The 23,294-nt window shown below is 57.8% G+C and carries 18 protein-coding genes; 17 read left to right on the forward strand and 1 reads right to left on the reverse strand.

What is annotated here, in order from left to right:
• The first annotated feature begins 4 nt into the window (after window positions 1-4).
• The 13 genes from trpS to gcvPB are packed head-to-tail and all read left to right on the forward strand — an operon-like array spanning window position 5 to window position 12,649.
• Window positions 5-985: a tryptophan--tRNA ligase gene (trpS, locus tag WC529_08645; protein MFA5114337.1), complete on the forward strand. Its 981-nt coding sequence runs from the start codon at window positions 5-7 to the stop codon at window positions 983-985.
• The gene (locus WC529_08650; GenBank protein ID MFA5114338.1) at window positions 982-1,743 is read left to right on the forward strand and encodes a segregation/condensation protein A; all 762 of its coding nucleotides are present in this window, start codon (window positions 982-984) and stop codon (window positions 1,741-1,743) included. Before trpS ends, WC529_08650 begins: the two co-directional genes overlap by 4 nt.
• Window positions 1,724-2,287 (forward strand): SMC-Scp complex subunit ScpB, encoded by a 564-nt coding sequence (gene scpB, locus WC529_08655; protein ID MFA5114339.1) that lies wholly within the window; start codon window positions 1,724-1,726, stop codon window positions 2,285-2,287. The genes WC529_08650 and scpB overlap by 20 nt, the downstream gene beginning before the upstream one ends.
• Window positions 2,288-2,328: 41 nt before the next feature.
• Complete coding sequence (dprA, locus tag WC529_08660) at window positions 2,329-3,366, forward strand: DNA-processing protein DprA (protein ID MFA5114340.1); 1,038 nt, start codon at window positions 2,329-2,331, stop codon at window positions 3,364-3,366.
• Between the two features lie 47 nt (window positions 3,367-3,413).
• Window positions 3,414-4,676, forward strand: a complete 1,263-nt coding sequence (locus WC529_08665) for a CBS domain-containing protein (protein ID MFA5114341.1) — start codon at window positions 3,414-3,416, stop codon at window positions 4,674-4,676.
• Window positions 4,677-4,679: 3 nt separating this feature from the next.
• On the forward strand, window positions 4,680-5,924 hold the full coding sequence (locus WC529_08670) for an Nramp family divalent metal transporter (GenBank protein MFA5114342.1): 1,245 nt from the start codon (window positions 4,680-4,682) through the stop codon (window positions 5,922-5,924).
• A gap of 22 nt (window positions 5,925-5,946) precedes the next feature.
• A complete protein-coding gene (gene accC, locus WC529_08675) occupies window positions 5,947-7,290 on the forward strand; it encodes an acetyl-CoA carboxylase biotin carboxylase subunit (GenBank protein ID MFA5114343.1) in 1,344 nt (447 codons plus the stop codon).
• Window positions 7,290-7,685, forward strand: coding sequence for a transcription antitermination factor NusB (nusB, locus tag WC529_08680; protein MFA5114344.1), 396 nt, complete (start codon window positions 7,290-7,292; stop codon window positions 7,683-7,685). The genes accC and nusB overlap by 1 nt, the downstream gene beginning before the upstream one ends.
• 24 nt (window positions 7,686-7,709) lie before the next feature.
• Window positions 7,710-8,366, forward strand: a complete 657-nt coding sequence (locus WC529_08685) for a riboflavin synthase (GenBank protein MFA5114345.1) — start codon at window positions 7,710-7,712, stop codon at window positions 8,364-8,366.
• Between the two features lie 13 nt (window positions 8,367-8,379).
• Window positions 8,380-9,633 (forward strand): bifunctional 3,4-dihydroxy-2-butanone-4-phosphate synthase/GTP cyclohydrolase II, encoded by a 1,254-nt coding sequence (locus tag WC529_08690; protein MFA5114346.1) that lies wholly within the window; start codon window positions 8,380-8,382, stop codon window positions 9,631-9,633.
• On the forward strand, window positions 9,611-10,069 hold the full coding sequence (gene ribE / locus WC529_08695) for a 6,7-dimethyl-8-ribityllumazine synthase (GenBank protein MFA5114347.1): 459 nt from the start codon (window positions 9,611-9,613) through the stop codon (window positions 10,067-10,069). Before WC529_08690 ends, ribE begins: the two co-directional genes overlap by 23 nt.
• Window positions 10,070-10,071: 2 nt before the next feature.
• Window positions 10,072-11,175: an ABC transporter ATP-binding protein gene (locus WC529_08700; protein MFA5114348.1), complete on the forward strand. Its 1,104-nt coding sequence runs from the start codon at window positions 10,072-10,074 to the stop codon at window positions 11,173-11,175.
• A gap of 4 nt (window positions 11,176-11,179) precedes the next feature.
• Window positions 11,180-12,649 (forward strand): aminomethyl-transferring glycine dehydrogenase subunit GcvPB, encoded by a 1,470-nt coding sequence (gene gcvPB / locus WC529_08705; GenBank protein MFA5114349.1) that lies wholly within the window; start codon window positions 11,180-11,182, stop codon window positions 12,647-12,649.
• On the opposite strand, the gene WC529_08710 is transcribed toward gcvPB, so the two are convergent.
• Entirely contained in the window at window positions 12,646-13,128 is a 483-nt protein-coding gene (locus WC529_08710) for a hypothetical protein (protein ID MFA5114350.1), read from the reverse strand. The genes gcvPB and WC529_08710 overlap by 4 nt on opposite strands.
• A 59-nt stretch (window positions 13,129-13,187) precedes the next feature.
• Here WC529_08710 and WC529_08715 point away from each other — a divergent pair, with 59 nt between their 5' ends.
• From WC529_08715 to WC529_08730, 4 genes are all read left to right on the forward strand, one after another.
• Window positions 13,188-13,895, forward strand: coding sequence for a lipoate--protein ligase family protein (locus tag WC529_08715; GenBank protein ID MFA5114351.1), 708 nt, complete (start codon window positions 13,188-13,190; stop codon window positions 13,893-13,895).
• The gene (locus WC529_08720) at window positions 13,885-16,722 is read left to right on the forward strand and encodes a hypothetical protein (GenBank protein ID MFA5114352.1); all 2,838 of its coding nucleotides are present in this window, start codon (window positions 13,885-13,887) and stop codon (window positions 16,720-16,722) included. The genes WC529_08715 and WC529_08720 overlap by 11 nt, the downstream gene beginning before the upstream one ends.
• A gap of 106 nt (window positions 16,723-16,828) precedes the next feature.
• Window positions 16,829-17,050: a helix-turn-helix domain-containing protein gene (locus WC529_08725; protein MFA5114353.1), complete on the forward strand. Its 222-nt coding sequence runs from the start codon at window positions 16,829-16,831 to the stop codon at window positions 17,048-17,050.
• Between the two features lie 24 nt (window positions 17,051-17,074).
• On the forward strand, window positions 17,075-23,294 hold a 6,220-nt coding region (locus WC529_08730; GenBank protein MFA5114354.1), incomplete at its 3' end, for a hypothetical protein.

Below are 23,294 nucleotides of genomic sequence, written 5' to 3' on the forward strand. Positions count from 1 at the left end.
GCGCATGAAGAAGCGAGTGCTATCGGGTATCCAGCCGACTGGTAGGCTTCATCTGGGGAATTTGATCGGGGCGGTGGAAAACTGGGTCAAGCTGCAGCACGAGTACGATTGCTTCTTTTTTATCGCCGACTTTCACGCTTTAACGACCGCTTACGCCGACACCAAGGACCTCAGGGAAGACATCAAGCAGCTGGCGATCGACCTCCTTTCGGCCGGCATCGATCCCGCTAAATGCGTGCTGTTCCGCCAGTCGGACGTCCCCGAGCACGCCGAGCTGCACCTGCTTTTTTCCATGATCACGCCGCTTCCCTGGCTGGAGCGGGTGCCGACCTATAAAAGCAAGATCGCCGAGCTGAAAGAGCGCGACCTGGGGACCTACGGCTTTCTCGGCTATCCGGTACTGCAGGCGGCCGATATTTTGATATATAAGGCGAACATGGTCCCGGTCGGCGAAGACCAGCTGCCGCACTTGGAGCTGACCCGCGAGATCGCCCGGCGGTTCAATTATTTGTACCAGGAGCTTTTTCCGGAGCCGCAGGGAGCGTTGACCGCTTTTCCGGTCCTGCCGGGGACGGACGGGCGCAAGATGAGCAAGTCGTATCAAAACACGATCGCGCTGGCCGATCCGCCGGCCACGGTCAGGAAAAAGGTCGGCATCATGGTGACCGACCCCGCCCGGATCAAGAAAGAAGATAAAGGGCATCCCGACATCTGTCCGGTCTACGCTTACTACCGGGTTTTCGCCAAGGAGCGGACAGACCTGGTGGCGCAGGAGTGCCGCGCCGCGGAGCGGGGCTGCGTCGACTGCAAGAAAGAGCTGGCCCAGCTCCTGATCGATTACCTGGCGCCGCTCCACGCGCGCCGGGCGCAATTCGAACAGGAGCCGGAGCGGCTGGAAAAAATCCTGGCGGCCGGCGCGCAGAAAGCGCGCGCCGTTGCCGCGCAGACCCTGGCCGAAGCAAAAAAGGCGGTGGGTTTAAGATGACCGAAGAGCTGGCGTATCAGGTCAAGATCGACGCTTTCGAAGGTCCTTTTGATCTCCTGCTCCGGGCGATCGACGAGGGGCAGATCGATATCTACCAGGTCTCGCTGGCGCAGATCACCGGTTCTTACTTTGAATACTGGCGGCGGGAAGAGCCCAATCTGATAATCGCCGCCGATTTCCTGTACATGGCGGCGTACCTGTACGAGCTGAAGGTCCGGGGCTTGCTGCCGCGGCCCGAAGAAATGCAGGCCGACGAAGAGCTGCGGGGCGTGGAAGAGTCGCTGGCCCAGCATATCCAGGAATACCAGCTGTTCAAACAGGTCGCCCAGGACCTGCGGCAGCGGAAGAACGTTTTCGAAAAGATCTACGGGCGGCACGAAGGGGAAAAGGTCGTCGGGGAGATCGAGCTGGTCGACCTGTCGCTGCGCGACCTGGTCGTCGCTTTCCAAAAAGTTTACCGCGAAGCGGTGGAGCGGGAGAAGATCGTCGGCATCGTGGCCGAGGAGATCTCGCTCGATCAACGGATCAGCGAGATCCAGCGGCTGGTGGCGGGGCGCCGCGACGGGCTGCCTTTCGTCGACCTGTTCATCAGAAAGACCCGGCTGGAAGTGGTCGTGACTTTCCTGGCGATACTGGAGCTGGCCAAGCAGTGCTTCATCACGATCGCGCAAAACCGGAAATTCGCCTCGATCTTGATCTTTGCCGCGTCCCCGGTCGGGGCGGAACAGGAGATGGTCCATGGAATCAGCGAGAACTAAGAATATCCTGGAATCGCTGCTTTTTGTGGCGCGCGAGCCGCTGGCGGTTGACCGGCTGGAGGCGCTGCTGGCGTTGCCGCAGGAATATCTGACCGGCCTGCTGGAAGAGATGGCGGCGGAGCTGCAGGGGCGGGGGGTCCAGATCTTTAAAGTGGCGGGCGGGTACCTGATGGGGACCAATCCGGAGAACGTGGAATACGTGGAAAAGATCCTGCATCCCAAAGAAGAGACGCGGTTGTCGGCGCAAGCCCTGGAAACGCTGGCGATCATCGCTTACAAACAGCCGGTGACCAGGGTGGAGATCGAGCGGGTCAGGGGAGTAGACTCCGGTTGGGTGATCGACAGCCTGGTCGCCAAGAAACTGGTCCGGGAAGTCGGCCGGAGCGAAGCGGTCGGCCGGCCGTACATTTACGCGACCAGCGAAGAGTTCCTGCGCCATTTTGGCCTCAAGGATACCGCCAATCTTCCGCCGCTGCCGTCGTCGGAAGCAGACCAGGAAACGATCTTTAAGTCCGCTTTGCACGAAACAGAACCGGCAAATTAGTATGCATTAAAGGGGACGCGAAGGGGACAGAGGGGGACAGTATGCTCAAGTATTGGCTCGCGCTGAATAAGGTGGAGGGGTTGGGCCCGGTCAAGTTGCGGCGGCTGCTGGAACAATATGCCTATCCCCGGACGATCTGCGAAACCTTTAACTATCCGGTCGGCGAGATCGCCGCGGAACTGGAAAACCTCAAGCGCTTAAACGCCAGGGCGATCACGCTCGATGATCGGGCTTATCCGCAACAACTCAAGAACATCCACGATCCGCCGCCGATCCTCTATGTCAAAGGCCGGTTAATGGAATCGGACAGGAAAGCGCTTGCCATCGTCGGGACGAGACGGCCGACGCGTTACGGCCTGGAAATGGCGGAACGGTTCGCGGGGCAGCTGGCCGGGTTAGGGATCACGATCGTTTCCGGTTTAGCTTTAGGGATCGATAGTGCCGCGCACCGCGGCGCGCTCAAAGCGGGCGGCCGGACGATCGCCGTCCTGGGGAGCGGCATCGATCAGGTGTACCCGGCGAGCAATCGGGAACTGGCGAACGAGATCGAAAAGCACGGGGCGTTGGTCACCGAATTCCCGGTCGGCCAAAAACCGGATACCTGGACATTCCCGCAGCGGAACCGGATCATTTCCGGCCTGTCGCTCGGCGTGATCATGGTCGAAGGGCATTACGACAGCGGCGCGATGATCACGGCCAAAGAAGCGCTCGACCAGGGGCGGGAAGTCTTTGCCGTGCCGGGGAACATTTCGCTGGAGCAATCGAAAGGGCCGCATTGGTTAATTAAACAGGGGGCAAAGCTCGTCGAAGATATACAAGACGTGCTCGACGAGCTTAACATCCAACTTCCAACTTCAAACATCCAAACAAAACAGCAAATATCAAATGACAACAATATTCAAGCGTTATCCCCAGAAGAAAAGAAGATCATGGCTTGTCTGTCGTTCGAACCGAAGCATTTGGACGCGATCGCGCTGGAGAGCGAACTACCGGTACAACAGAGCTCTTCGCTCATCATGATGCTGGAGCTGAAAAAGGTTGTCCGGCAATTGCCCGGGAAATTGTTCATTTTAAGCTAAAAATCGGGGTTGCCAGATACCGCGTATCAGGTTACAATAACTTTGCCATGGTCCTCTTCTCAGAAATGTTCGTTTCCGAGCTGATCGGCGATCCGGTCGTTGACCGGGTGCAGGAAAATATCGGCCGGGTCAAGGACATTATCATTACCCTCGGCGACGTTTTTCCGAAAGTGACCGGTCTCCTGGTGACGACGGCCGGCGAGAAAAAAGAGGACAAGGTCGTGCTGATCAGCGAGATCGACCTGGTCGGGCGGCAATTCTGTTCCACGCGGGCGACCCGCGACCGGGTCCCTTTCACGACGGTCCGGGAAGGGGAGGTTTTGCTGCTGCGCGACGTGATCGATCAGCAGATCGTCGATTTGGAAGGGGCGCGCGTCATCCGGGTGAACGACCTGCAGCTGGCCAAGGTAGACCAGGACGTCCGGCTGATCGCCGCCGATGTCGGCTTCAAGGGGATGCTGCGGCGCTTGGGATTGGCAGAACTGGCAGGTTGGATATTCGGCCTTTTCCGCCGGAAACTGCACGAGAAATTGATCGGCTGGGACCACGTGCAAAACCTCTCCGGCGGCAAGATCTCCATCCCAACCCAGCAGATCTCCGACCTCCATCCGGCCGACGTCGCCCAGATCATCTCCCAGGTGCAGAGCGAAAAGAAAGCCGAGATCTTTTCGTCTTTGACGGAAAAGACCGCCGCTGAAGCGCTCCACGAGCTGGAACCGATGCTCGGGGCGCTGCTGATCTCGACCCTGGACACGAAAAAGGCGCTAGGTGTGCTGGAGAAAATGCCGGTCGACGAAGCGGCGGATATTCTCGGCGATCTTTCGGTGGAGAAAGCGGATGAGCTGCTCCGCCTGATGCGGCCGCGCAAGGGGAACGCCATCCGCAAACTGCTCAAGCATCGCGACGAGACCGCCGGCGGCCTGATGACGACCGAATTCATTTCCCTGGCGCAGAACCTGACGGTGGAAGAGGTGATCACCCAGCTCCGGCAGCTGGCGCCTAACGCGGAAACGATCTATTACCTTTATGTCGTCGATAACGACGACCGGCTCGTGGGCGTGCTGTCGCTGCGCAGCCTGATCGTTGCCCAGCCGTACCAGCCGGTCTCGGAAGTGATGATCAAAGAGCCGATCACGGTGACGCCCGAAATGAACCAGCGCGAGGTCGCCGACATTTTCTCCAAATACAATCTGCTGGCCGTGCCGGTCGTCGATGCCGAGAACCGGATCCAGGGGATCATCACCGTCGACGACGTGATGGACCTGGTCCTGCCGCCGGTCTCGCGCCGGAAAAGGCAGATGCTGGGGTAAACGATGATCAAATCCTTGACCGGCTGGCGCAAGATCTGGCTTTTCCTGGCGATCATGGGGCCGGGGATCATTACGGCGGCGGCCGACAACGACGCCGGCGGCATTACGACTTATTCGGTGGCCGGCGCCCACTTTGGTTATTCGCTCCTCTGGATGCTGCTGATCACCACCTTGTGCCTGGCCGTGGTCCAGGAGATCTGCGCCCGGATGGGGGCGGTGACCGGCAAAGGATTGTCGGACCTGATCAGGGAGAACTTTGGCCTGAAGTGGACATTTTTCGCCATGGCGATCCTGCTGGTCGCCAACATCTTCACGCTGATCGCGAATTTTGCCGGCATTGCCGCGGCGCTGGAGATCTTCGGGATCGCCAAATGGATCGCCGTGCCGGTCATGGCGATCGTGATCTGGTACACCGTTTTGCGCGGCTCTTATAAACTGGTCGAACGGGTCTTCCTGGTCTTTTGCGTGGTCCAGTTCGCCTACGTGATTTCCGGGCTTATGGCCGGGCCCGACTGGGGACTGGCGCTGCGGCACACTTTTATCCCCAGTTTTCAGTTCGAGCCCCATTATTTGCTGGTTTTTATCGGCGTGATCGGGACGACGATCACCCCGTGGATGCAATTCTACATCCAATCGTCGATCCGGGATAAGGGGATCACGGTCAAACAGTACAAATACGAGCGGGCGGAAGTGCTGTTCGGCGCTTTCTTTACCGATTTTATCTCGTTTTTTATCATGGTCGCCTGTGCGGCCACCCTGTACAAGCTCCGGATCCCGATCGAGACGGCCAAGGACGCGGCGATCGCGCTTGGTCCCATTGCCGGCGACTTTGCCGAGACCCTGTTCGCGATCGGTTTGTTTGGGGCGTCGACCCTGACCGCCTCCATCGTTTCGCTTTCATCGGCCTACGCGATCTGCGAAGCGTTCGGCTGGGAGAGCGGGATCAACAAGCATTTTCGGGAGGCGCCGGTCTTCTACGGCCTCTATACTTTCCTGATCTTTCTGGCCGCGGCGGTGGTCCTGTTCCCGAAATTGCCCCTGATCGTTGTCATGCTGGTCTCGCAGGAAGTCAACGGGATCCTGCTGCCGTTCATCCTGATCTTTATGATCAGCCTGGTCAATAACAAGCGGATCATGGGGCAATACGTCAATTCCCACTTTTATAACATCCTGGCCTGGTTTACGGTCGGCTCCCTGATCCTCCTGACGATCATCCTCCTGGTCGTCTCCTTATTGCCCGGTGCCTGAACCTGTGCTAAAATGATGCTCCATGTTTAAAAAGATTTTAGTCGCTAATCGCGGCGAAATCGCGGTCCGGATCATCCGCGCGGCCAAGGAAATGGGGATCGAGGCGGTGGCGGTCTATTCCGAGGCGGACAAAGATTCCCTGCACGTCAAGATCGCCGACGAGGCCTATTGCATCGGGCCCGCAACCCCGGCCCAGAGCTATTTGAACATCCCCAGCATCATCAGCGTTGCCGAAGTGGCCGGCGTTCAGGCCATCCACCCCGGCTACGGCTTCCTGGCGGAAAACTCCAAGTTCGCCGACATTTGCGCGGCCAATGGGGTGGTTTTTATCGGGCCGTCGATCGACTCGATGGAACGGATGGGGGATAAGGCGACCGCCCGCAAGACCGTGGCTAAGGCCGGCGTGCCGACCGTCCCCGGGTCGGAAGGGACGATCGCCGACGAAAAAGAGGCGAAAAAGGTCGCCGACAAGATCGGCTATCCGGTGATCATCAAGGCGACGGCGGGCGGTGGCGGCCGGGGGATGCGGATCGCGAAAACGGGCGACGAGTTCGTCCACCTGATGCGGACGGCGCGGGCCGAAGCCCAGGCCGCTTTCGGCAACCCGGAGGTCTACGTCGAAAAACTGATCGAAGAGCCGCGCCACATCGAGGTCCAGCTCCTGGCCGACAAGCACGGCAACACCATCTACCTGGGCGAACGGGACTGCTCGATCCAGCGCCGGCACCAGAAGCTGCTCGAGGAATCGCTCTCGCCGGCGGTGGACGAAAAGACCCGGCGGAAGCTGGGCGAGGCGGCGGTGCGCGCGGCCCGCGCGGTCAATTATTACAGCGCCGGGACGATCGAATTCCTGTTCGACAAGCACGGCCATTTCTATTTTATGGAAATGAACACCCGGGTCCAGGTGGAACACCCGGTGACCGAGATGATCACCAGCGTCGACATCATCAAGGAACAGATCATGATCGCGGCGGGCGGCAAACTGCACCTGAAGCAAAGCGACGTTAAGTTCCAGGGGCACGCGATCGAATGCCGGATCAACGCCGAAGACCACACCCGCAACTTTATGCCGTCGCCGGGCGAGATCAGGGCGTATCACGCGCCGGGCGGCCCGGGCATCCGGGTCGACAGCCACGCTTACGCCGGTTACGTGATCCAGCCGCACTATGATTCGCTGATCGCCAAGCTGATCGCCTGGGGGAAAGACCGGACCGAGGCTATCCAGCGGATGGAACGGGCGCTGGACGAATACGTGATCGACGGGGTCCACACCACGATCCCTTTCCACCTGAAGGTCCTGAAGAACGAAGCGTTCCAGCGCGGCGTCGTCACCACCAAGTTCATCGAAGAGCATTTCGGCGGCTGATGGGTAAACGGACGACCGCGCGCCGCCTCGCGATGCAAGCCCTCTACCAGGCCGAACTGAGCGGACACGACGTGGCCGCGGCGGTCGACAATCTGCTGGCCGCGGACAAATTCATTGATGAAACCGGGGAATTCGCCCGGGCGCTGGCTACTGCCGCCTGGCGGGAAAGGGCGGCAAGCGATCAGGATATCGCTGCGCTGGCCAAGGATTGGCCGCTCGAACGGCTGGGGAAGGTCGACCACGCGATCCTCCGGTTATCCCTCTATGAGCTCCGCGACCAGGGGACCCCGCCGTCGGTCGTGATCAACGAGGCGGTAGAACTGGCGAAAAAATATTCCGGCGAAGAAGCGGGCAAGTTCATCAACGGGATCCTCGGCGCCTATTTGAGAAAATAGCCGCTTTATGGTAAAATAACGGTAATGTTCACGGGCATCATCGAGCAGATCGGGGTAGTAGCGTCCTTCATAAGGACCCAAAATTCCGCCAAACTGGTCGTTTCGGCCGGCAAGTATTTTGATGACCTCAAACCGGGCGAGAGCGTAGCCGTGAACGGCGCCTGCCTGACCGCTACCCAGAGCCGCCGCGGGTTCGCCGAATTCGACGTCTCCCCCGAGACCCTGAAACGATCAAGCCTGGTCGACCTGAAGATCTCCGATAAAGTGAACCTGGAAAAAGCCCTGCCGGTCTCCGGCCGGCTGGGCGGGCATCTGGTCACCGGCCATATCGACGGCACGGCGGAGATCAGGAGCAAGAACAAGAACGGCGAAGGTTTTGATCTCTGGCTCTCGATCCCGAGCGAAATGCTCCGTTACCTGGTCGCCAAGGGCTCGGTCGCGATCGACGGAGCCAGCCTGACCGTGGCCGATTTTCGCGACAGCCTGCTGCGGGTCACCGTCATTCCCCATACCGCCAAGACCACGACCCTGGGCGGCAAAAGCATCGGCGACCGGGTCAATCTCGAGGTCGACCTGATCTCCAAATACATCGAAAAGCACCTGACGGGTGAGCCGCGCGGCGTCAGCGACGAAATGATGATGCGCCTGGGGATCATGCCGATGGGCTGGACGGATAATTGAGGGCTGATCACCGATGAGCGCTAAAACCGGCAAGAAATTCAATACGATCGAAGAAGCGATCCAGGACATCCAGAACGGCAAAATGGTCGTCGTCGTGGACGACGCCGACCGGGAGAACGAAGGCGACCTGGTCATCGCCGCCGAAAAGATCACCCCCGCAGCGATCAATTTCATGATCAGCCACGCCAAGGGCCTGGTCTGCATCCCGTTGACCGGCGAGCGGCTCGACCAGCTCGGCCTGCCGCAAATGGTCGCCGACAACACCGAAAAAATGAAGACTGCTTTTACCGTTTCGGTCGATGCCGGCAAGCGCTTCGGCGTCACGACGGGGATCTCGCCGGCCGACCGGGCGAAAACGGTCGAGGTCCTGATCAACCCGCTCTCGCGCAAGGATGACCTGGTCACTCCGGGCCATGTTTTCCCGCTCCGGGTCAAGGAAGGCGGCGTCTTGAAAAGAGCCGGGCATACCGAGGCGGCCGTCGATCTGGCCAGGTTAGCCGCCCTTTATCCGGCGGCGGTGATCTGCGAGATCATCAATCCGGACGGTTCGATGGCGCGCACGCCGCAGCTGCAGGAATTCGCCGCCCTGCACGGTTTGAAAATGGTCACGATCGCCGACCTGATCTCTTACCGGGTCAGGCACGAACGTTTCGTCCGCCGGGTCTCCACCACGCGGCTGCCGACCAGGCACGGCGATTTCGTCGCCCATGCCTATGAAGACTCGTTGAGCGGCGATATTCACGTCGCGCTCGTCAAGGGGAAGGTGGAAGGGGAAAAGGACGTGCTGGTCCGGGTCCATTCCGAATGCCTGACCGGCGACGTTTTCGGCTCGCTCCGCTGCGATTGCGGCGAACAGCTGGCCAGCGCCATGGCCAAGATCGATTTTACCGGCCGGGGCGTGATCCTCTACATGCGGCAGGAAGGGCGGGGGATCGGCCTCAAGGACAAGCTCAAGGCGTACGCCCTGCAGGACCAGGGGCTGGACACGGTCGAAGCGAACGAAGCGCTCGGCTACGCGGCCGACCTGCGCGATTACGGGGTCGGGGCGCAGATCCTGGCCGATCTGGGCCTGTCGACGATCCGGCTGATCACCAATAACCCGAAAAAGGTCGTCGGACTGGAAGGTTACGGCCTGCACATTACCGAGCGGGTGCCGCTGGAGATGGCGCCGAACGAGCACAATCAACGCTACTTGAGCACGAAATCGGAAAAACTGGGCCACATATTAAAAGGGGGAGAGGAACATGGGCAAAGTCATCGTCGGTAATCTGGACGCCGGTAAGCTGAAGTTCGGGATCGTCGTTTCGCGTTTCAATGAATTGGTCTCCAAGGGGCTGCTGGCCGGCGCGGAGGATTGCCTCAAGCGGCACGGCGCCAAGGATGCGAACGTCGACGTCGCCTGGGTGCCGGGCGCGTTCGAGATCCCGCTGGTCGCCAAGAAGATGGCCAAGGATTACGACGCGGTCATCTGCCTGGGCGCGGTCATCCGGGGCGGTACGCCGCACTTCGATTACGTCGCGGCCGAAGCGGCCAAGGGAGTCGCGAAAGTTGCGCTCGACAGCGGGGTCCCCGTGATCTTCGGGATCCTGACGACCGATAATCTGGAGCAGGCGCTGGAACGCTCGGGCGCCAAACCGGGTAATAAGGGATTTGCCGCGGCCATGTCCGCGATCGAGCTGGCAAATCTGAGCAAGGAGCTGTAAAAGTGGCGCGAGTTGTACTGAAGAACATCTGCAAGAATTTTGACGACGTGGTGGCGGTCAAGAACGTCAATCTGGAGATCAAGGACCAGGAATTCGTCGTGATGGTCGGCCCGTCGGGCTGCGGCAAGACCACGACGCTCCGGATGATCGCCGGCCTGGAAGAGATCTCGGACGGCACGATCCACATCGGCGACCAGCTGGTCAACGACGTCCCGCCCAAGGACCGGAACATCGCCATGGTCTTCCAATCCTACGCCCTTTATCCGCACATGAAAGTGTACGAGAACATGGCGTTCGGCCTGAAACTGCGCGGCGTGCCGAAGAAAGAGATCGACGAACGGGTCCGCGAGGCGGGCGAGATCCTGGAGCTGACTAATCTGCTCGACCGGTTGCCCAAACAGCTCTCGGGCGGCCAGCGGCAGCGGGTGGCGCTCGGCCGGGCGATCGTCCGCAATCCCAAAGTGTTCCTGATGGACGAGCCGCTTTCCAATCTCGACGCCAAGCTGCGCGTGCAGATGCGGGCGGAACTGCAGAAGATCCACAAAAAACTGAACGCGACGATCGTTTACGTGACGCACGACCAGACCGAGGCGATGACGCTGGGCCAGCGGATCGCCGTCATTCTGAACGGCGAACTGCAGCAGGTGGAAGCGCCGCTCAACGTCTACGACCGGCCGGCGAACCGGTTCGTGGCCGGCTTTATCGGTTCCCCGCCGATGAACTTCGTCAAGGGGACGATCAAGAAGAACAAACCGGACGTCTATACTTTTGAATGCGACGGCTTCCAGTTCGACGTGCCGGCCGATCTCGGCCAGCTATTGCAAGGCCACGTCGGCAAGCCGGTCGTCTTCGGCATTCGGCCGGAGGATATTTGGGACGTGCCGTCATCTGCCTGGATCGACCAGAAGTTTATGGTGGAAGCGAAGGTCGATTACCGCGAACTGATGGGTTCGGAAACCTTTGTTTACGCCAGGGTGGGCAGTGTGCCGTTGACCGGCCGGGTCGGCGCGATCGCCGATCCCCAGCCGGGGAGCAGCTTCGGCCTGGTCTTGAACCTGCGCAAGATCCATTTCTTCGATCCCGAAACGCAAAAAGCCATCATCTAGATAAATGCGCAGTCAGGAAGAACCACTCATTTTTGAGCAGAGTTCACCTGGGCAAAAAGGTTATTCTTTGCCCGACCTCGACCTGCCGGCTGCCGAGTTGTCCCGGCTGATCCCGTCGGGCATGTTGCGCGATTCGCTGAAATTGCCGGAGCTTTCCGAACTCGACGCGGTCCGCCACTTTACCCGGCTCTCGCAAAAGAACTTCTCCGTCGATACCGAATTTTATCCGCTCGGTTCCTGCACGATGAAGTATAATCCGAAGGTCAACGAGGAAGCGGTCAAGCTGGCCGGGTTTGCCGACGCGCACCCGCTGCAGGACGCGGAGTCAGCCCAGGGCTTGTTGGAACTGCTTTACGACTTCGAACGGTACCTCTGCGCGATCTTCGGCTATGACGCTTTTACCCTGCAGCCGGCGGCCGGCGCGCACGGCGAGTTGACGGCGCTGATGATGATCAAGGCGTATCATCAGTCACGAGCCGCGGGTCACGGGTCACGGGTCAAAATTATAATCCCTGATTCTTCGCACGGCACCAATCCGGCGTCTGTCACGATGGTGGGGTTCGAACCGGTCGTGATCAAGTCGAACGGCCGGGGGAACATCGACGTCGACGCGGTCAAGCAGGCCGTTGGCGACGATACGGCCGGATTAATGCTGACCAACCCGAATACGCTCGGCCTGTTCGACGAGCATATCCTGGAAGTGGCGGAGATCATCCACAAAGCTGGCGGTTTGCTTTACTATGACGGAGCCAACGCCAATGCGAATCTCGGGATTTGCCGACCCGCCGATCTTGGCTTTGACGTGGCCCACTTTAACCTGCACAAGACCTTTGCGACGCCGCACGGCGGGGGCGGGCCCGGGTCTGGCCCGGTCGGGGTTAACAAAAAACTGGAGCCGTTCCTGCCGGTTCCGCGGATCGTGAAAGAAGGCGCGGAATTCGGAATGCGGAGTGCGGAATTCCCGAAGTCGATTGGTAGGGTCCACTCGTTCCATGGGAACGTTGGCGTGATAATCCGCGCTTATGCCTATATCAGGGGACTGGGGGCTAAGGGACTAAGGGAAGTGTCGGAGAAGGCGGTCGAGAACGCGAACTACATGATGAACAAGCTCAAGCAATATTATTATCTTCCTTACGACCGGGCTTGCCAGCACGAGTTCGTCATCTCGGCCAAATGGCAGAAAGAGAAATACGGGGTCAAGGCGCTCGATATCGCCAAGCGGTTGATCGACTACGGCTTCCATCCACCGACGATGTATTTCCCGCTGATCGTGGCCGAGGCGATCATGATCGAGCCGACGGAGAGCGAGTCAAAAGCGACCCTGGACGCTTTTTGCGATGCCATGATCAAGATCGCAAAAGAGTGCGAAACCGATCCGGAAGTCGTAAAGTCGGCTCCGCATTATACCCCAGTTGGCCGGTTGGACGAGGCCAAGGCCGCGCGGGAGCCGAACCTGCGTTTCACGGGAAGCTAACCCCAGCGCCCGTTCTCTTTATGGTAACTGACCCGCCAGAGTTCATGATAAGAACCTTGGCCAAGCGGTTCCACCAGCGCGAGCTTTATCCCGACCAGGTCCCTAAGGGCATAACAATTGTCACCGGCAGCAAGGCCGAGATAATAGCGCCGGAAGTTAATGGCGTCATTCAATTTACCGTACCAGTTAATGTTAAGGCGGTCGAGCGCCACGATCGTTAGGCCGCCGGCCGGCGAGGCAAATTCCAGGCTGGGGGCCAATCGCAATTTGGTCTGACCGGCAGGGTGGTCAAGCAGAATCGCCCGGATATTCAGCGTGTCTCCGGAAAAAGTAAAACGCGCTCCCCTGATCGCCGGTTCATTTTTCGCCAGATCGGCCCGCAGGTGTTGACCGGGCGCCATCTTTTTATTCGGCAGGACGATCGTCCGCCCGACGATGAATTTCAGGCTATATCCGGGGCCTGTTTTTGGTATGTTCATTGGCCATAAAATATCAGCATATTTGAGGTGGAATTTCATAAAGGTTATAATTATTAAATATGCATGCCTGGCAACTGATCGTCTCCCCGGCGCAACCGGGCCTAATCAACATGGAATTCGATCTTCAGCTCTATCGCGATTACGAGCAGGGGAAGATCGCGCCGACGCTTAGGATCTACTCCTGGAAACCGGCCTGCATCACTCTCGGGCATTCCCAAAAGATCGAAGCGGAGATCGAGATCGAGCGGGCGGCGGCGCTGGGTTGGGATGTCGTTAAAAGGCCGACCGGCGGCGGGATCGTCTTCCACAACGAAGCAGAAGTTACTTATTCGCTCGTTATGGACAAAGATGATCCGCAATTGCCTAAGGGCTTAGTTCCTGCCTACAAAAAAATATCCGAAGCAGTGGTGTCCGCCCTAAAAAGCCTCGGTGCAAACGCAGAGATAAAAGCGACCCGTGACCCGCGACCGGCGACCCGCGACGCCTTATGTTTCTCCTATCCGGCCGAGTACGAGGTAGTGGCACAGGGCAGGAAGCTGGTCGGCAGCGCGCAGAAGAGGGGGCGGAAGGCGTTGCTGCAGCAAGGGTCGATCTTTGTCAGCCCAACGACGTCAGCCGCGCTCGAGCTATTAAGGAACGAACACGCCCCGTTGAACGCGATCAGCCTGGCAGAGCTGATGGGCCGGGTGCCGGCTTTTGACGAGCTATCGGATGCCTTGGTCAAGGGCTTCCAGGAAACATTTGGGATCAAATTCAATGCGGTTTAAGCTTTGGGTTTTGCTGTTCGCGTTGTTTTTAACCATTCCCGCACAGGCCGCGACTTGGCTTGATCCCGGACTTAAATGGAAAACGATCGAGACCGATCATTTCTACATCCATTATTACCCGGCGATCGAAGATCAGGCCCGCCGGCTGGCGCCGATCGCCGAAGAGGTCCACGGTACGCTGACGGGGGTCTTTCAATACCAGCTTGACCTCAAGACCCACGTGGCGCTGATGGATATCAACGATTACGGCAACGGAATGACGACGGTCTTCCCGTACCCGGTCGTCATTCTTTATCTTGCCGACCTGAGCACCAACCTGAACCCTTACAAGTATGACGACTATTATCGCTATCTTTTCCTGCACGAATACGTCCACGCCATCCACCTTGACATGGTCGACGGCGGGTTGCTGTCGCTCCGCCAGGTCCTGGGCCGGCTGGTCTTTCCCAACGCGATCGAACCGGCTTTCATGACCGAGGGGATCGCGACCTACCTGGAGACCGCTTACACCAACGCCGGGCGGGGGCGGGACCCGCGCTGGCTGATGATGATGAGAATGGACGTGCTGGAGAACAACGTCAAAACGATCGACCAGGCCGCGGTCGAGACCGTCCGCTGGCCGCAGGGGCACCTGCGCTACCTTTACGGCGTGATGTTCCTCGAATACCTGGCGGAGCGATACGGCGAGCGGGAGCTGATCGCCTTTACCCACAGCTACGGCGATTTTCTCTTTTCGACCGGGATCGACGAGGCGTTCAAGGCGCACTTTGGTAAAAGCCTCGGCGCCCTCTGGCAGGATTGGCTGGTCCGGTTGCGGGTCAAATACCAGGCCCAGCGGCAGGCGCTTGGCAAATTGACCGAGCCGCGGCTGCTGACCGGCAGCGGCAATTACACGCTGCAGCCGAAATGGACGCCGGACGGCCGCTGGCTTTATTATCTCCAGCGCGGCGTCGACGATTACGCCCAGATCCGGCGCCTGGCGGCCGACACCGGCCGCTCAGTTAAGGTGCTCGAAGCCAGGGTCAGCGACGATCGCTTTTCTTTTGCGTCGGACGGCAAGTCGCTGATCTTTGCCAAGGCCGACATTTACCGTAATTACTACATTTACAAAGACCTCTATCGCCTGGAACTTGCCGGCGGCCGGTTAACGCGGTTGACCGACGGCGCCAGGGCGACCGACCCGGCCATGGCGGCCGATGGGCGGACGATCGCTTATGTCGTCAATAACAACGGCCAAAGGAAACTGGCGGTCGCGGCGCTCGGCGCCATGATCAGGAACAGCCGGATATTTTCCGCCGAGGCCGGCGTTCAGTATTTTTCGCCCGCGCCGGACCAGACCGGGCGGCATATCGCAGTAGCCAAAAAGTTAGATAATGGTAACCAGGTGATTATCCTGGCCGACAGCGAGACCGGCCGGGAAGTCGAGCTAACGGACGCCGTTCGGCCGACGACCGAGGCGTTTAGCGAGGCGAACCCTGCCTTTTCCCCGGCCGGCGATTATCTTTTCTTTGACGCCGATTATACCGGGATTGTTAACTTGTATGCGCTGCGTCTCGCTACCGGGCGCCTTTTCCAGGTCACGAACGTGATCGGCGGCGCGATGATGCCCGATGTTTCGCCTGATGGCAAGAAGTTGGCTTATGTTTCCTACTCTTCGCGTGGTTACGATATTGCGATGTTGGATGTTGATACTGCTAGCTGGAAGGAAGTTAAGAGGTTAGGCGAAGGCGAAGAAGCCGGATCCGAGGTAGTAGGCAAGAAGTCCGGCATCTTAGCCCTTACCCAACTTCCTAGCCTTGAGTCAACCGATTACAACCCCTGGCCTGAGCTTCGTCCCAGATTCTGGATCCCCGATAGTTACGTGACGAACACCGGCGGGCAGACGTCGGTCTATATCGCCGGGGTCGATCCGCTCGGCCAGCACGCTTACTACCTGAACGGGGGCTACGATTTTTCCGCCGGGCGGCCGTTCTATTCCCTGGTCTACGCCAATAACCAATTTCTGCCGCAGATCACGCTCGGCCTTTACCGGCTGACGGCCGGTTATGCCTGGAGCGGACAGACCTACTGGGAAGAGCAGCAGGAAGCCGATCTCCTTTTTTCTTTCTATGATAACCGGGTCTGGCAGGAATACGATAAAATGGTCTTTTCGGCCGGCTTGGGGAGCGTTAACCTGAGCAGCATTACCGATCCGAGCGGCTTAACGCCGCCGCTGCCCGACCGGGGGAACCTGAATTCCCTGATCCTCGGCTGGCGTTACCTGAACACCCGCTCTTATGCCGCTTCGATCAGCAATGAGGACGGGATCGACCTCTCGTTGCGGGTCGAATCTTTTACGCCGACGCTTAAAAGCGATTACGCTTTTACCAATTACAGCGGAACGCTGAGCAACTATAATAAAATGCCTTTTCCGCATCACGTCCTGGCAACGACCGTGAAAGGCTTTGTCAGCCGGGGGGAGCAGTTGACGCAGGGCAATTTCAATTATAAATACGTTAACGTGCGCGGCTATAACTATGGCAACCTGGTCGGCGATAAGGGCGCCAGTCTGGCGCTGGAATACCGCCTGCCGCTCGGTTATCCGGAGAACGGGCCGATCTACGGGCTTACGTTCTTTGACCGCTTCTGGGGGGCGCTCTTCTTTGACTGCGGCAACGCGACTTACGGCCCGGTCGGGGAGATGGCGCTTAAACGCGGCATCGGCGCGGAACTGAACCTTGATTGGAGCACGTTCTGGAGCTATTACCTGTTCAAGTTCAAGGTCGGTTACGTCCGGGGTTTGGACAGCGGGGGCGGCGAGAGCGTCTATTTTAACATCGGCCTGTAATAACATTCTTCGACGATCTATACTGACAGTAGTCCTCTCTATATTTCCTTGACATACGGCATATAAGGCATAAAATTACTATAGTGAGCTCAGATAAATCAATATAATGCCGCTAAATACCGCTAAAAACCTGTTAACCGTTAAAGAAGTCGCAGAATTTCTTCGCATCAATCCCATTACCGTTTACCGCATGGCCCAAAACAACAGTATTCCCGCGTTAAAGATCAATTCCAGCTGGCGATTCCGGTTGGATTCGATCGAAAAATGGTTGGAGGAGAAAGAAATATTCAATGGCGCGTCTAAGATCCACAAGGGAGGTCGGGTATAAATGAAAATATTTAAAAAGGTAGGAATGATCGTGTTGTGGCTGGTGATCTTGATAAGTTTGGGTTGGGCTTCGGTCCCGGATAAATTATCATACGAAGGGAGGTTAACCGACAAAAGCGGGAACCCTATCACCACCGCCAAAACCATCGAATTCCGGATCTACGATGCCGCCACCGCGGGTAATTTAGTCTGGGGCGAAGAAACCCAGAGCGTCACCCCGGACGAGCAAGGCGTATTTAGCGTCCTGCTGGGCGGCGCCAAGCCGTTGACCGCGGCGGTCTTTAGCGGGCCCCGGCGATTTTTGGAGATCACGGTCGACAAGGAAGCCCTGAGCCCCCGCACGCGGATCGTTTCCGTCGGTTACGCGTTCATGGCCGCCACCGCCCAGACGATCGAAAACGGCGCGGTCACCAACGAAAGCATTGCCGACCGGTCGATCACGAATGCCAAAATGGCTAACGGCCAAATCGTTAAGAAGATAATCGCCGGCTCAGGGCTGATCGCCAGCGGCGATGAAGGGGAGGGTGTCGGCCAGGTTACTTTAACGGTTACCGCCACCGGAGCGGCGGGAGCAAACCCGGCGCTCTCTAATCTCTCTACGGTTGCGGTCAATGATTCACTGGTGCCCGGGAGCGGAAACAGTATCGATCTGGGCAGCGCGGACAAGACCTGGCGGAGCGCTTATCTTGGTACTAGCCTGGTCTTTAAGGGGACCAATCACAAAACGACCATCACTCCGACCGATCCCACAGCGGACAGGAACATCACCATTCCCAACGTGAGTGGCTGGGTGCTCGTTGTTCCCTCCGGTTTAGTTAGGAATCAAGATCTGGAAAACGGTGCCGTCTCAAAAGAAAAACTGGACGTGCCGGCGATCAACTCTGCGACCGGCAAGGTCAAGGCCCTCAACTCGGATTATCTGGAGAATACCGATGGGAGCCAGTTAACCGGGATAACAGCGACCCAAGCGGCTTATGCGAATACGGCCGGTAGCGCCGCGACCGCTAACAACGCTAATTACGCGACCAGCGCCGGCACCACTGCGACCGCCGAGTCGGCCAACTACGCCAATACAGCCGGTACGGCCGCAAACGCTAACAATGCCAATTACGCAACCAGTGCCGGCACCACTGCGACCGCCGAGTCGGCCAACTACGCCAATACTGCCGGCACGGCCGCAAACGCCAACAACGCTAATTACGCGACCAGCGCCGGCACCACTGCGACCGCCGAGTCGGCCAACTACGCCAATACTGCCGGCACGGCCGCAAACGCCAACAACGCCAATTACGCTAATTCCGCCGGGACGGCCGAAACCGCCAATACGGCAAACAACGCTTTGACAGCTAACTCCGCCGTGACGGCGACCACCGCCAATAACGCTAACTATGCGAATAGTGCCGGGACTACTGCCACTGCCGAGTCGGCCAACTACGCCAATACAGCCGGTACGGCCGCAACTGCCAATAATGCCAACTACGCAAATTCCGCCGGCACCGCTGCCACTGCCAACAATGCCAATTACGCGAATACGGCCGGGACTGCAGCAACTGCGGAGTCAGCCAATTCCGCTCTCGTAGCTAATACGGCTACCCATGCTACGACAGCCAACAACGCCAACTATGCGACGAATTCGGGAACGGCCGAAACTGCCAACACGGCGAATAACGCTTTAACGGCTAATTCCGCCGTAACAGCGACCACCGCCAATAACGCCAACTACGCGACGAATGCCGGGACGGCGGAAACGGCCAATACGGCGAATACGGCGAATAACGCTTTAACGGCCAACTCCGCTGTGACAGCGACCACCGCTAATAACGCTAATTACGCGACGAATGCCGGTACGGCAGAAACGGCCAATACGGCGAATAATGCTTTAACAGCTAACTCCGCCGTAACAGCGACGACCGCGAACAACGCAAACTATGCTACCAATGCAGGTGCAGCGGAGACAGCGAATACGGCTAACAACGCTTTGACAGCTAACTCCGCTGTGACAGCAACCACTGCTAACAATGCTAATTATGCCACCAACGCAGGAACGGCTGAAACCGCCAACACGGCAAACAATGCGTTGACAGCTAATTCAGCCACCCAAGCGACTACCGCTGATTCGGCGAATTATGCCAGGGTCTCGGGAACCGCAACGACTGCGGCGACGGCCAATGATGTTTCCTTTAACTATGCGGGATCTGAATCGAAGGGCGGAGCGGCCAATTCTGCTTTAACGGCCAACTCCGCTGTGACAGCGACGACCGCCACCAACGCCAACTACGCAACGAATGCCGGTACGGCAGAAACGGCCAATACGGCGAATAACGCTTTAACGGCCAACTCCGCCGTGACAGCGACGACCGCGAACAACGCAAACTATGCTACCAATGCAGGTACAGCGGAGACAGCGAATACGGCTAACAACGCTTTGACAGCTAACTCCGCTGTGACAGCGACCACCGCGAACAACGCAAACTATGCTACCAATGCAGGTACAGCGGAGACAGCGAATACGGCTAACAACGCTTTGACAGCTAACTCCGCTGTGACAGCAACCACTGCTAACAATGCTAATTATGCTACCAACGCAGGAACGGCCGAAACCGCCAACACGGCAAACAATGCGTTGACAGCTAATTCAGCCACCCAAGCGACTACCGCTGATTCGGCGAATTATGCCAGGGTCTCGGGAACCGCAACAACAGCGGCAACCGCTAATGATGTCACCTTCAATTACGCCGGATCGAGCTCTAAGGGAGGAACGGCAACTTCAGCGTTAACGGCTAATTCTGCTACGACAGCGACCACCGCTAATAACGCTAATTACGCTACCAACGCAGGAACGGCTGAAACCGCCAACACGGCGAACAATGCGTTGACGGCGAACTCTGCCACAACGGCGACTACAGCCAATTCAGCTGGTTACGCGACTGTATCAGGAGTTGCTACAACAGCAGCAACAGCTAACGACGTTAGTTTCAATTATGCCGGTTCTAGCTCCAAGGGGGGCGCGGCAACAACTGCACTTACTGCTAATAGTGCAAATGATGTTACATTTAACTATGCCGGATCTGATTCAAAGGGTGGAACGGCGACCTCGGCTCTGACGGCCAACTCTGCTACTTCGGCGACGACTGCCAATTCTGCCGGTTATGCAAGCGTATCGGGAACTGCAACGACTGCAGCAACGGCTAATGACGTGTCGTTTAACTATGCCGCTTCAGATTCGAAAGGTGGGGCTGCGACCTCAGCGTTAACAGCTAACTCTGCCACTACTGCAACGACCGCTAATTCTGCCGGTTATGCCAGCGTGTCAGGTACTGCCACAACTGCAGCTACAGCGAACGACGTTTCTTTCAACTATGCCGGTTCAAGCTCTAAAGGAGGGACAGCGACTTCTGCTCTAACCGCCGATACGGCGACTTCCGCTCTGACGGCTAACTCTGCTACTACAGCCACTACTGCTAATTCAGCTGGCTATGCCAGCGTGTCAGGTACTGCGACAACTGCAGCAACGGCTAACGACGTTTCTTTCAACTACGCAGGATCGAGCTCTAAGGGAGGCGCGGCGACCACTGCACTTACTGCTAATACCGCTAATGACGTGTCATTCAACTATGCTGGATCTGATTCCAAAGGTGGAACGGCGACTTCGGCTTTGACGGCCAACTCAGCTGCCACGGCGATGACGGCAAACTCCGCTGGCTATGCGAGCGTGTCTGGTACAGCAACGACCGCTGCTACGGCGAACGATGTCAGCTTCAACTACGCTGGTTCCAGCTCTAAAGGTGGCGCAGCAACTTCCGCTCTGACTGCCAATTCGGCCGATGATGTCACGTTTAACTACGCCGGATCGAGCTCTAAGGGAGGAACGGCAACTTCAGCGTTAACAGCTAACTCTGCTACAACCGCAACGACCGCTAATTCAGCTGGTTATGCGACTGTGTCAGGAGTCGCTACTACAGCAGCAACGGCTAACGACGTTAGTTTTAATTATGCGGGATCCAGCTCCAAGGGTGGTGCGGCGACCACTGCGCTTACAGCTAATACCGCTAACGATGTTAGCTTTAACTATGCCGGTTCCAGCTCCAAAGGAGGAGCGGCAACGTCCGCATTAACTGCTGATACAGCTACTTCCGCTCTAACGGCTAACTCGGCTACCACAGCAACGACTGCTAACTCTGCTGGTTATGCCAGCGTATCAGGAACTGCAACAACTGCAGCGACGGCTAACGATGTTAGCTTTAACTATGCCGGTTCCAGCTCCAAAGGAGGCGCGGCAACAAGCGCTCTGACAGCCAATTCGGCTGATGACGTCACGTTCAATTACGCTGGATCGGGTTCCAAAGGTGGGGCGGCGAACTCCGCACTGACCGCTAACGTAGCAAATGACGTTAGTTTTAACTATGCCGGCTCAAGCTCAAAAGGTGGTACGGCCAATTCTGCTATTACCGCCGATACTGCTACTTCAGCCAATTCAGCTGGTTACGCGACTGTGTCAGGAGTTGCTACTACAGCAGCAACAGCTAACGACGTAAGCTTCAACTATGCCGGTTCCAGTTCAAAAGGTGGCGCAGCAACCTCCGCTCTGACAGCTAATTCGGCTGATGATGTCACGTTTAATTACGCCGGATCGAGCTCTAAAGGTGGAACGGCAACTTCAGCGTTAACGGCTAATAGCGCGACCACGGCTGGCTCGGCCAACTATGCTAGCGTGTCAGGTACGGCTACAACTGCAGCAACGGCTAACGATGTTAGCTTCAACTATGCTGGATCAAGCTCGAAAGGCGGGGCGGCTACTACAGCGTTAACGGCTGATACGGCGACCTCGGCTTTGACCGCAAACTCTGCTACAACCGCTAATTCAGCTGGTTATGCGAGCTTGTCGGGTAACGCGACGACAGCGGCCACGGCAAACCTGGCAAATGACGTGTCGTTTAATTATGCCGCTTCGGATTCAAAGGGTGGGGCCGCAACCTCAGCTCTGACAGCCAACTCTGCTACAACAGCCACCTCAGCTAATTCGGCTGGTTATGCGAGCGTTTCGGGTACTGCTACGACAGCAGCGACAGCTAACGACGTAAGCTTCAACTATGCCGGATCGAGCTCCAAGGGCGGAGCAGCGACAAGCGCCTTAACAGCTAATTCGGCTGATGACGTCACGTTCAACTACGCAGGATCGAGCTCTAAGGGGGGCGCGGCAACAACTGCACTTACTGCTAACACGGCTAACGATGTATCGTTCAACTATGCCGGATCCGATTCCAAGGGTGGAACGGCGACTTCGGCTTTAACCGCAAACTCTGCTACTACGGCGATGACGGCTAACTCCGCTGGCTATGCGAGCGTGTCGGGTACGGCTACGACTGCGGCAACGGCGAACGATGTTTCTTTCAACTACGCTGGTTCCAGCTCCAAGGGCGGAGCGGCTACTACGGCGTTAACAGCTGATACGGCAACTTCCGCTCTGACGGCTAACTCGGCCACTACAGCAACGACTGCTAACTCCGCTGGCTATGCGAGCTTGTCTGGTACTGCGACAACAGCGGCAACGGCGAACCTGGCGAATGATGTGTCATTTAATTATGCCGCTTCGGATTCCAAAGGTGGGGCTGCGACCTCGGCCTTAACAGCCAATTCCGCTACTACAGCGACAACGGCTGGTTCGGCTAACTACGCTAGCGTTTCGGGAACTGCAACAACTGCAGCAACCGCCAATGATGTTTCTTTCAACTATGCTGGATCAGGCTCCAAAGGAGGAGCGGCAACAAGTGCTCTGACAGCCAATTCGGCTGATGATGTCACCTTCAACTACGCCGGATCGAGCTCCAAAGGAGGAGCGGCGACCACTGCACTTACTGCTAACACTGCTAACGATGTGTCTTTTAACTATGCCGGATCTGACTCGAAGGGTGGAACTGCGACGGCCGCTCTTACTGCAAATACCGCCGCCACAGCTAATTCCGCTGGCTATGCCAGCGTCTCGGGTACTGCTACGACGGCGGCGACAGCTAATGACGTATCATTCAACTATGCCGGTTCTAGCTCTAAGGGCGGGACGGCTACTTCTGCTTTGACGGCTGACACGGCGAATTCAGCGCTAACAGCCAACTCAGCTACTACTGCGACAACCGCTAACTCCGCTGGCTATGCTAGCGTGTCAGGTACTGCAACGACCGCAGCAACGGCAAACCTGGCAAATGACGTGTCGTTTAATTATGCCGCTTCGGATTCAAAGGGCGGGGCCG

The sequence above is a fragment of the Candidatus Margulisiibacteriota bacterium genome (assembly GCA_041650855.1).
Classification (GTDB): domain Bacteria; phylum Margulisbacteria; class WOR-1; order O2-12-FULL-45-9; family XYB2-FULL-48-7; genus JALOPZ01.

Excerpts from the sequence above, each read along its gene's own strand:
- trpS (MFA5114337.1), top strand. The coding sequence starts at position 5 with ATGAAGAAGCGAGTGCTATCGGGTATCCAGCCGACTGGTAGGCTTCAT.
- WC529_08650 (MFA5114338.1), top strand. The coding sequence starts at position 982 with ATGACCGAAGAGCTGGCGTATCAGGTCAAGATCGACGCTTTCGAAGGT.
- scpB (MFA5114339.1), top strand. The coding sequence starts at position 1,724 with ATGGAATCAGCGAGAACTAAGAATATCCTGGAATCGCTGCTTTTTGTG.
- dprA (MFA5114340.1), top strand. The coding sequence starts at position 2,329 with ATGCTCAAGTATTGGCTCGCGCTGAATAAGGTGGAGGGGTTGGGCCCG.
- WC529_08665 (MFA5114341.1), top strand. The coding sequence starts at position 3,414 with ATGGTCCTCTTCTCAGAAATGTTCGTTTCCGAGCTGATCGGCGATCCG.
- WC529_08670 (MFA5114342.1), top strand. The coding sequence starts at position 4,680 with ATGATCAAATCCTTGACCGGCTGGCGCAAGATCTGGCTTTTCCTGGCG.
- accC (MFA5114343.1), top strand. The coding sequence starts at position 5,947 with ATGTTTAAAAAGATTTTAGTCGCTAATCGCGGCGAAATCGCGGTCCGG.
- nusB (MFA5114344.1), top strand. The coding sequence starts at position 7,290 with ATGGGTAAACGGACGACCGCGCGCCGCCTCGCGATGCAAGCCCTCTAC.
- WC529_08685 (MFA5114345.1), top strand. The coding sequence starts at position 7,710 with ATGTTCACGGGCATCATCGAGCAGATCGGGGTAGTAGCGTCCTTCATA.
- WC529_08690 (MFA5114346.1), top strand. The coding sequence starts at position 8,380 with ATGAGCGCTAAAACCGGCAAGAAATTCAATACGATCGAAGAAGCGATC.
- ribE (MFA5114347.1), top strand. The coding sequence starts at position 9,611 with ATGGGCAAAGTCATCGTCGGTAATCTGGACGCCGGTAAGCTGAAGTTC.
- gcvPB (MFA5114349.1), top strand. The coding sequence starts at position 11,180 with ATGCGCAGTCAGGAAGAACCACTCATTTTTGAGCAGAGTTCACCTGGG.
- WC529_08710 (MFA5114350.1), bottom strand. The coding sequence starts at position 13,128 with ATGAACATACCAAAAACAGGCCCCGGATATAGCCTGAAATTCATCGTC.
- WC529_08715 (MFA5114351.1), top strand. The coding sequence starts at position 13,188 with ATGCATGCCTGGCAACTGATCGTCTCCCCGGCGCAACCGGGCCTAATC.
- WC529_08720 (MFA5114352.1), top strand. The coding sequence starts at position 13,885 with ATGCGGTTTAAGCTTTGGGTTTTGCTGTTCGCGTTGTTTTTAACCATT.
- WC529_08725 (MFA5114353.1), top strand. The coding sequence starts at position 16,829 with ATGCCGCTAAATACCGCTAAAAACCTGTTAACCGTTAAAGAAGTCGCA.